Here is a 4,288-nt window from a genome sequence, read left to right as displayed (position 1 = left end):
AGCCGCATCCATGCGGCTGACACCCCGCACTCCGACACCGCCCCGCCTCTGACAGTTTCCCGCGTGGTCCGTTGTAGAGCCGAGCCCATGCTCGGCTGCTCCTTGTTCAATCGTCGAGATATTCGATTTGGATGGAGATTCATCCACGCATGGCGTGGATCCACTGTGGCTGCCGATTGGGTCCGGCGCAGATCCCTTACACTGGCCGCCTTCTCATCCCAGCCCACCCGATGAACCTTCCCCTGCACTTCGGCCTGCTCGGCACCCTGGAAGCCGGCGCCATCGCCCTGCTGGTCGGGCTGCTGGTGTACTTCCTGTGGTCGCGACTGTGCCGGCTGCTGCACTGGTCGATGGGCCACGCCATCGGCTGGGCCTGCGTCATCTCGGTGGTGGCCTCCGCTGGCATCGATGCGTGGAAGCTGTTCTACATGGGCATCGTGCGACTGGAGTCACCGCTGTACGCGCGCCTGTTCCTGGCCACCATCCACGATCCGAACGAGCTTGGCAGTCGCGTGGTGCTGGAAATCGCCGGCGCGCTCGCCGGTGTCGCCTTGGGATGGGTGTTGTTCAGTTCGCGGTCATCGGAAAAAACCGTTGACTGACGCAGGTTTTTCGTTGCCTGCCGGTTAAATGCAGAGGCGTTGAATGCGCATCTTATGAGCTGCTCACTCCTCGCTAACCAGCGCGCTAAAGCATGCATGGATGCGAGTGGTTAATCGTGCGTGTGGAGGCCGGTCGCGGCCCAAAATCGATTCAGAAACGCGGTGGCAGGGTAGGTGCCGTGCGGAAACAACAGGCCGCGCAACACCACCCAATATGCAGGAGACACCCCTGATGACTATTCGCAACCGCAAGCCCCTGATCGCCCTGATCGTCGCCGCTGGCAGCGTGCTGGCCATTCCGGCGATGGCCCAGTCGGCCAAGCAGCAGGCCGCACATGCGCAGAATGAAGCGGCGCAGGCCCAGCAGGCGGCAGCACAGGCCGGGCAGGCGGCTGACCAGGCGACCGATGCGGCCGCAGCGGCCTCGGCGCAGGCCAACGGTGGTGGCCAGACCTGGGCCAGCATCGATACCGATGGCAACGGCACCATCAGCAAGACCGAGGCGCAGGTGAACGCCGGCCTGGCCCAGGTGTTCGACCAGGCCGATACCAACAAGGACGGCGAGCTGAGCGCCGACGAGTACAAGGCCTACGTGGCCGCGCAGCAGGCCGGTGCGGGTGCCGGCGCGGCGCAGGGCCGCTGATCCAGACCTGATTCGGGAAGACCGGTGCATGGGGACCCGGGCGGCTGCGGCCGCCCGGGTTTTTCTCGTCATCGCCACCCCTGTATCCTTGGCCGATGAACACGTCCACGCCTGCGCCGTCGCGCGCCATCGGCCTGGTCGGTTTTGACGGTGACGACACGCTGTGGAAGAGCGAGGACTACTACCGCAAGGCCGAGCAGGATTACCTTGACCTGCTGTCGCGCTATGTCGACGTGCACGACACCCAGACCGCGCGCCACCTGCTGGAAGTCCAGCAGCGCCACCTGGGCACCTTCGGCTACGGCGTGAAGAGCATGACCCTGTCGATGATCGAAGCGGCCATCGACATCACCGGCCAGCGCATCGAGGCCAAGGACATCCAGCGCATTCTGGATATCGGCCACGATACCCTGCGCCACCCGGTGGAACTGATCGATGGTGTGCGCGAAGCCGTGGCGGCCATCGCCGAGCACTACCCGGTAGTGCTGATCACCAAGGGCGATCTGTTCCACCAAGAGGCGAAGATCAAGGTCGCCAACCTGGCCGAGCTGTTCCCGCGCATCGAGATCGTCTCGGAGAAGGACCCGGAAACCTACGCCCGCGTGCTGGCCGAATTCGAACTGCCGATGCAGCGCTTCGTGATGGTCGGCAACTCGCTGCGCTCGGACATCGAGCCGGTGGTGACCCTGGGTGGCTGGGGCGTGCATACCCCGTACGCGGTGACCTGGGCCCATGAGACCCAGCACGGCGTGGCCGACGACGAACCGCGCATGGTCACCGCCGATACCGCCCACGACTGGCCGGCCGCACTGGCGGCGATCGAGGCCAAGGCCGCTGCGGCGGCCTGACAGGGCCCGGCAGCTGCGGCAGAATCGTGGCATGAACGTTCGACTGCGCGCGCTGTTGTTGTCCCTGCTGCTGGCGCCGGCCACCGTGCTGGCCCAGCAGACCGCCGAGCGTTCGGCTGCGTATGAGGTGGCAACCGGTGACCGCTGGATCGATGCCCAGTTGCAGGACATCAACCATTACGCCGAACGCTACCCCGATGCCTTCCTCGATGAAGTGTCGCGCTACGCCGATGTCCCCCGCGGCTACATCAATGCGCTGTTCACCACCCATGGCTGGCAGGCCGGGGATATCTATTTCGCCTGCTTCTGGGCCAAGGCCAGCGGCCAGACCTGCCGCGACAGCGTGCGCGCCTTCAGCCAGGACCCGGAGGGCGGCTGGGAAGCGGTGGTGAAGCGCATGCCGGCCAAGCCGGACAACCTGCATTACCGCGCTGTGCGGCATGCCATCGTGGCCAGCTACCAGCACTGGGACCGGCCGATCACCCTGGATGCCACCCTGAAGCGCCAGTTGAAGCGGTAGTGCCGGCCGTTGGCCGGCAACTGCACCCTTACAGGCATCAGGAGGTTGCCGGCCAGCGGCCGGCACTACCCGGCCATGTTGCTCTGCGTATCGCCGCCGCCGCGCGCTCCGGCGACAATACGGGTCCGAGCTGTTCCCCGTTCCCGTAATCGAGTGACTGATGAGCGCCTCTTTCGTTTCGCCTGATGTGATCCGCCGCCTGTTCGCGCAGGCCATGTCCCGCATGTACCGCACCGAAGTGCCGCTGTACGGCACGCTGGTGGAACTGGTGGAGCGGATCAACGCGCAGGTGCTTGCCCAGGACCCGGCACTGGCCGCGCAGCTGCAGCGCAACGACGAGCGTGCGCGCCTGGACGAAGAGCGCCATGGCGCGATCCGCGTCGGCACCGCGCAGGAGCTGGCGACGCTGCGCCGCCTGTTCGCGGTGATGGGCATGTACCCGGTCGGCTACTACGACCTGTCGGTAGCCGGCGTGCCGGTGCACTCCACCGCGTTCCGCCCGCTGACCGGCGCCGCGCTGGCGCAGAATCCGTTCCGCGTGTTCACCTCGCTGCTGCGCCTGGAGCTGATCGAAGACGAAACCCTGCGTGCCGAGTCGGCGAAGATCCTGGCACGCCGCCGCATTTTCACCGACGGCGCACTGGCGCTGATCGACCAGGCCGAGCGTGACGGTGGCCTGTCGCAGGCCGACGCCGAGCGCTTCGTCGACGAAGCACTGGAAACCTTCCGCTGGCACGGCGATGCCACGGTCGATCTGCCGACCTACCACGCGCTGCACAATGCGCACCGCCTGGTGGCCGACGTGGTCAGTTTCCGTGGCCCGCACATCAACCACCTGACCCCGCGCACGCTGGACATCGACGCGGCGCAGGCGGCAATGATCGAGCACGGCATGGCGGCCAAGGCGGTGATCGAAGGGCCGCCGCGCCGCGCCTGCCCGATCCTGCTGCGCCAGACCAGCTTCAAGGCGCTGGAAGAGGCCGTGCATTTCCCGGATGCGGACGGTGGCGATGCCGGCACCCATACCGCGCGCTTCGGCGAGATCGAACAACGCGGCCTTGCGCTGACCCCGAAGGGCCGCGCGCTGTACGACCAGCTGCTGTCGCAGGCACGCGATGCCGGTGGCGAAGGCAGCACCGGCGGCGACTACGGCCAGCGCCTGCAGGCGGTGTTCGCCAGCTTCCCGGATGACCATGACACGCTGCGCCAGGAAGGCCTGGGCTACTACCGCTACCAGCTGACCGACGCCGGCCGCGCCGCGCCGGAACGCGTGGCCGATCTGCCTGCCGAAGTGCTGGTGGCCGCCGGCCTGGCCACGGCCGATCCGATCGTCTACGAGGATTTCCTGCCGGTCAGTGCCGCGGGCATCTTCCAGTCGAACCTGGGCGGCGAAGAACAGCGCGCGTATGCCGCGCACGCCAACCGCGAGGCTTTCGAGCAGGCGCTGGGCGTGGCGGTGAATGACGAGTTCGAGATCTACGAGCGGCTGCAGGCCGAATCGCTGGCGGCGCTGCGCACCGCGTGAAGGTAGAGCCGGCCGCTGGCCGGGCGCACCGCGTGAGGTAGAGCCGGGCGCGGGGGGGGGGGGGGGGGTGCCGGCCCCCCCCCCCCGCTAACCCCGGGCGGGACCCCGCGGGCCCCCAGACAACGGCCCGGGGGCACGCGGCGCGGGGGC

At 67.5% G+C, this 4,288-nt stretch carries 5 protein-coding genes; all 5 read left to right on the top strand.

The genetic code is table 11. The features are described 5' to 3' along the window. Positions 1-230 precede the first annotated feature (230 nt). The 5 genes from AC5JLE_RS03080 (at position 231) to hglS (ending at position 4,138) form a co-directional block, all read left to right on the top strand. Positions 231-602, top strand: a complete 372-nt coding sequence (locus AC5JLE_RS03080; RefSeq protein WP_049405516.1) for a hypothetical protein — start codon at positions 231-233, stop codon at positions 600-602. A 232-nt stretch (positions 603-834) separates the two neighbouring features. Further along, positions 835-1,245: an EF-hand domain-containing protein gene (locus AC5JLE_RS03075; protein ID WP_014035758.1), complete on the top strand. Its 411-nt coding sequence runs from the start codon at positions 835-837 to the stop codon at positions 1,243-1,245. A 95-nt stretch (positions 1,246-1,340) separates the two neighbouring features. Next, positions 1,341-2,093: an HAD family hydrolase gene (locus AC5JLE_RS03070; RefSeq protein WP_014645722.1), complete on the top strand. Its 753-nt coding sequence runs from the start codon at positions 1,341-1,343 to the stop codon at positions 2,091-2,093. Positions 2,094-2,124: 31 nt separating this feature from the next. Continuing rightward, on the top strand, positions 2,125-2,613 hold the full coding sequence (locus tag AC5JLE_RS03065; protein WP_049405514.1) for a hypothetical protein: 489 nt from the start codon (positions 2,125-2,127) through the stop codon (positions 2,611-2,613). A gap of 160 nt (positions 2,614-2,773) precedes the next feature. Continuing rightward, the gene (gene hglS, locus AC5JLE_RS03060; protein ID WP_014645724.1) at positions 2,774-4,138 is read left to right on the top strand and encodes a 2-oxoadipate dioxygenase/decarboxylase HglS; all 1,365 of its coding nucleotides are present in this window, start codon (positions 2,774-2,776) and stop codon (positions 4,136-4,138) included. Positions 4,139-4,288: the final 150 nt, after the last annotated feature.

The organism is Stenotrophomonas sp. (assembly GCF_059505245.1).
The sequence above is the reverse complement of the archived record's forward strand: the minus strand, read 5'-3'. Positions and strand labels throughout refer to the sequence as shown.